The sequence below is a fragment of the Pseudomonas sp. SDO5532_S415 genome (assembly GCF_054071155.1).
This window is the reverse complement of sequence record NZ_JBSVWS010000276.1, coordinates 1-4,620: the sequence shown is the minus strand read 5'-3', so window position 1 is coordinate 4,620 and position 4,620 is coordinate 1. Positions and strand designations below refer to the sequence as shown.

General features: G+C 60.2%; 3 protein-coding genes. 1 reads left to right on the top strand and 2 read right to left on the bottom strand.

What is annotated here, in order from left to right; translation table 11 throughout:
• Nucleotides 1-69 precede the first annotated feature (69 nt).
• Together betB and betI are read right to left on the bottom strand one after the other, a co-directional pair.
• Nucleotides 70-1,542 (bottom strand): betaine-aldehyde dehydrogenase, encoded by a 1,473-nt coding sequence (gene betB / locus ACW9HW_RS28975; protein WP_457402738.1) that lies wholly within the window; start codon nt 1,540-1,542, stop codon nt 70-72.
• Nucleotides 1,543-1,603: 61 nt separating this feature from the next.
• Nucleotides 1,604-2,197 carry a transcriptional regulator BetI gene (betI, locus tag ACW9HW_RS28970; protein ID WP_095195962.1) on the bottom strand — a complete coding sequence of 198 codons (594 nt, stop codon included), beginning with the start codon at nt 2,195-2,197 and terminating at the stop codon, nt 1,604-1,606.
• A 379-nt stretch (nt 2,198-2,576) separates the two neighbouring features.
• Between betI and ACW9HW_RS28965 the strand changes: the two genes are divergently transcribed.
• The gene (locus ACW9HW_RS28965) at nt 2,577-4,517 is read left to right on the top strand and encodes a BCCT family transporter (protein WP_256590300.1); all 1,941 of its coding nucleotides are present in this window, start codon (nt 2,577-2,579) and stop codon (nt 4,515-4,517) included.
• Nucleotides 4,518-4,620 lie beyond the last annotated feature (103 nt).

The following is a 4,620-nucleotide window of genomic DNA, read 5'->3' as shown; positions in this document are numbered from 1 at the left end:
TGGAACGCGTACTTCTGTGGGAGCGAGCCTGCTCGCGAAGACGGCCTCGCAGGCGAAGCGAATGTCGCCTTAGAACACCGAGGCGTAATCGCCCAGCTCGACCTGTACCGATTTGATGCGGGTGAAGTTGTTCAGCGAGCTGATCCCGTTCTCACGGCCAACACCCGACTGCTTGTAGCCGCCAACCGGCATCTTGGCGTCGGATTCGCCCCAGGCGTTGATCCAGCAGATACCGGCTTCGAGCTGATGAATCACGCGGTGGGCGCGGTTCAGGTCCTTGGTGACGATACCCGCGGCCAGGCCGAAGTCGGTGTCGTTGGCGCGGCGGATCACTTCTTCTTCGGTTTCGTAGCTGAGGATCGCCATCACCGGGCCGAAGATTTCTTCACGGACGATGGTCATGTCGTCGGTGCAGTCGGTGAACACGGTCGGTGCGACGAATGCGCCCTTGCCGAATTCGCCGTCAGTCAGACGCTCGCCGCCGCACAGCAGGCGTGCACCTTCTTCCTTGCCCTTGGCGATGTAGCCCAGCACGCTTTCCATGTGGGCGAAGCTGACCAACGGGCCGAAGTTGGTGTTTTCGTCTTCCGGGTTGCCGATGCGAATGCGTGCAACACGTTCAGCGATCTTGGCTTCGAACGCGGCTTTCAGGTGGGCCGGTACGAACACGCGAGTACCGTTGGTGCAAACCTGACCGGAGCTGTAGAAGTTGGCCATCATCGCGGTGTCGGCGGCGCGGTCGAGGTCGGCGTCGTCGCAGATGATCAGCGGGGATTTGCCGCCCAGTTCCATGGTCACGTCTTTGAGCGAGGAGCTCGAAGCGCTGGCCATGACTTTCTTGCCGGTGTCGGTGCCGCCGGTGAACGAGACTTTCTCGATGCGCGGGTGCTCGGTCAGCCAGGTGCCGACTTCGCGGCCGCTGCCGGTCAGGACGTTGAACACGCCTGCTGGCAGACCGGCTTCGGTGTAGATTTCGGCCAGTTTCAGGGTGGTCAGCGAGGTGACTTCGCTTGGCTTGAAGATCATCGCGTTACCGGCCGCCAGGGCAGGTGCGGATTTCCACAAGGCAATCTGGATCGGGTAGTTCCACGCGCCGATGCCGGCCACGACGCCCAGCGGCTCGCGACGGGTGTAGACGAACGACGTGGTGCGCAGCGGGATCTGCTCGCCTTCGATGGCTGGCACCAGGCCCGCGTAGTATTCCAGCACGTCGGCGCCGGTGACGATGTCGACGTAACGGGTTTCGGAGTAAGCCTTGCCGGTGTCCAGGGTTTCCAGGGCCGCCAGTTCGTCGTTGCGCTCACGCAGGATTTCCACGGCGCGACGCAGGATGCGCGAACGCTCCATGGCGGTCATGGCGGCCCAGATTTTCTGGCCCTTTTCGGCGCTGACGACGGCGCGCTCGACGTCTTCCTTCGTCGCACGTTGTACTTTTGCGAGGACTTCACCGTTAGCCGGGTTGATGGCTTCGAACGTGGCGTCGCTGCCAGCGTCGGTGTACGCGCCATCGATGTAGAGTTTTTGCAGTTCGAAACGGGCCATATTGTCCTCGCAAGTGCATCAGTGATTGGCGCGTTCAGGGGTTGAGCGTTCTATGTGTGCTCTAACTCACCTGCTTGGCCAGTTGGAAATCCATGTATTCGTAAGCGATCCGGTGCGCCTGCTCGGTGTCGAAAGCGTCTCCCGACAGCGCACCGCGCAGCCACAAACCGTCAATGAGGGCTGCCAGGCCACGGGCTGCACTGCGCGCATCGTCGAGCGACAGTACGCGGCGGAACTGGCAGCACAGGTTGGAATACAGACGGTGATCGTTGATCCGCTGCAACCTGTGCAAAGACGGGTGGTGCATGCTGGTGGCCCAGAAGGCCAGCCAGGTTTTCATTGCCGGGCCATTGACCTGGCTGGCGTCGAAGTTGCCTTCGATGATCACCTGAAGGTGCGCCCGCGGGCTGTTGTCCTTCAGCGCCTGACGGCGCGCGGTGACGTTCTCGCTGAGGACGCTCATCAGATACTGCGCCGTGGCAGCAATCAGGCCGTTCTTGTCCTGAAAATAGTGACTGATGATGCCATTCGAGACACCGGCCAAACGGGCGATCAGCGCAATGCTGGCGTCCCCCATTCCGACCTGATCGACGGCCAGTAAAGTGGCTTCGATCAATTGCTGGCGGCGAATGGGTTGCATACCGACCTTGGGCATCTTGCACATCTCCTTGGGCCTTCCGGCAGACGCAAAACGTCTATCGGATTGAGGGCCAGTCTATTTTGTTTTGATTGAACGTTCAATCAACAAAGAATAAGATCTGCGACAAATCGTCGCTGCCTACAGGTTTTTCCTACATGTAGCTGGCGGAAAAACGACATCCCAAAACGCTCGAAACCCACGCGCACTGGCGCTCCCGGGCTTCGGGCTTTTTTCGGGGTGTCTTTATATCACCCACTGGTCGGCTGCCCACTAACCGATTGGTCGGGTTCCGTGTTGCCTTGCGTTCTTCACTCGCACTGCCTGGAGCATCTGTGCAATGAGTTCTGCCTCGCTTATAAAGACCCCGCCGGAAAAGGTGACGGTCAACGGTTGGGTGTTCTACACCTCTACCGCGTTGATTCTGTTGTTGACCGCCATTCTGATCATCGCCCCGCAAGAGGCGGGCAAAATGCTCGGAACGGCTCAGGCCTGGTTGTCCCGCAGCTTTGGCTGGTACTACATGGTGGTGATTGCCGCCTATCTGATCTTCGTCGTCGGCCTGGCGTTTTCGTCCTACGGCAAACTGAAACTGGGCAGCAAGGACGACACCCCGGACTTCAGCTACGGCGCCTGGGCGGGGATGCTGTTCTCGTCGGGTATCGGCATCTCGTTGCTGTACTTCGGCGCCTCCGAGCCGCTGGATCACTACTTCAACCCGCCGGAAGGCGTCGCTGCCAGCAACCTGGCGGCACGTCAGGCGGTTCAGCTGACGTTCTTGCACTGGGGCCTGCATGGCTGGGCGATCTACGCATTGGTCGGCCTGGCCGTGGCGTACTTTGCCTACCGTCACAACCAGCCACTGGCGTTGCGTTCGGCGCTGTACCCGCTGGCGGGTGAGCGTTGGGTCAAAGGCGCGGCCGGTCACGCGGTGGACGGTTTCGGCATGTTCGTGACCCTGCTGGGTCTGGTGACCAATCTGGGGATTGGTTCGCTGCAAGTGTCGTCGGGCCTTGAAAACCTGTTCGGCATGGAGCACAGCAATACCAACCTGCTGATCGTGATCATCGTGATGAGCACCGTGGCGACCATTGCTGCTGTGTCGGGTGTGGAAAACGGCATTCGCCGTCTGTCCAACCTGAACATCGTTTTGTTCAGCGGCCTGCTGATTTTCGTGCTGCTGTTCGGCCCGACCCTGCACCTGCTCAACGGCTTCGTGCAGAACATCGGTGATTACCTGAACGGTGTGGTGCTGAAGACGTTCGACCTCTATGTGTACGAAGGCGACAGTGAGAAGTCCGACCGCTGGTTGGGCCTGTGGACTCTGTTCTACTGGGCCTGGTGGATTTCCTGGGCGCCATTCGTGGGCATGTTCATCGCGCGTATTTCCCGTGGTCGCACGGTGCGTGAACTGGTCGCTGGCGTGCTGCTGATCCCACTGGGTTTCACCCTGGCGTGGCTGTCGATCTTCGGCAACTCGGCCCTGGACCTGGTGATGAACCACGGGGCGGTGGAGCTCGGCAAGACGGCGCTGGAACAGCCGTCCATGGCGATCTACCAGTTGCTTGAACACTACCCGGCGTCGAAAGTGGTGATCGGCGTATCGATTTTCGTTGGTTTCGTGCTGTTCCTGACACCAGCGGACTCCGGCGCGGTGATGATGGCCAACCTGTCGTGCAAGGGCGGTAACGTCGACGAAGACGCCCCGCACTGGTTGCGGATTTTCTGGTCGGCGGTGATCACCCTGGTGACCATTGGTCTGCTGTTCGCCGGTAACTTCGAAGCCATGCAAACCATGGTGGTGCTGGCGGGGCTGCCGTTCTCGGTGGTGCTGGTGTTTTTCATGTTCGGCTTGCACAAGGCCATGCGCCAGGACGTGCAGATCGAGCAGGAACAAGCGGAACTGGCGGCACGCGGTCGCCGTGGTTTCACCGAGCGTCTGACTCAACTGGACCTGCAACCGAGCCAGTCGGTGGTACAGCGCTTCATGGACAAGCATGTAACGCCGGCGCTGGAAGATGCCGCTGTGCAAATGCGCGCTCAAGGCCTGGATGTGCAAACCTTGCTGGGCAAGTCCAAGCGTTGCATGGGCCTGCGGATCGAGATGGAAGAGGGCAACCCTTTTGTCTATGAAGTCAGCCTGGATGGGTACCTGGCCACGCCAACTGAATCGGCTCAATCCGATGAGGCACGCCAGCGCTACTACCGTGCCGAGGTGTACCTGCACAACGGCAGCCAGGACTACGACTTGATGGGCTTCACCCAGGATCAGATCACCCGTGACGTGCTCGATCAGTTCGAAAGCCATCGGCAGCTCCTTGGCCGGGTGTATAGCTAAGTTGTAAGTGGCGCGGTGTTTCCATGACACCGCGTCGCGTTCTTCGCGAGCAGGCTCGCTCCCACAGTTGACCGCATTCCAATGTGGGAGCGAGCCTGCTCGC

What these genes read in the sequence shown, in the direction of transcription:
- betB (WP_457402738.1), bottom strand. Translation starts at nt 1,542, where the DNA reads ATGGCCCGTTTCGAACTGCAAAAACTCTACATCGATGGCGCGTACACC.
- betI (WP_095195962.1), bottom strand. Translation starts at nt 2,197, where the DNA reads ATGCCCAAGGTCGGTATGCAACCCATTCGCCGCCAGCAATTGATCGAA.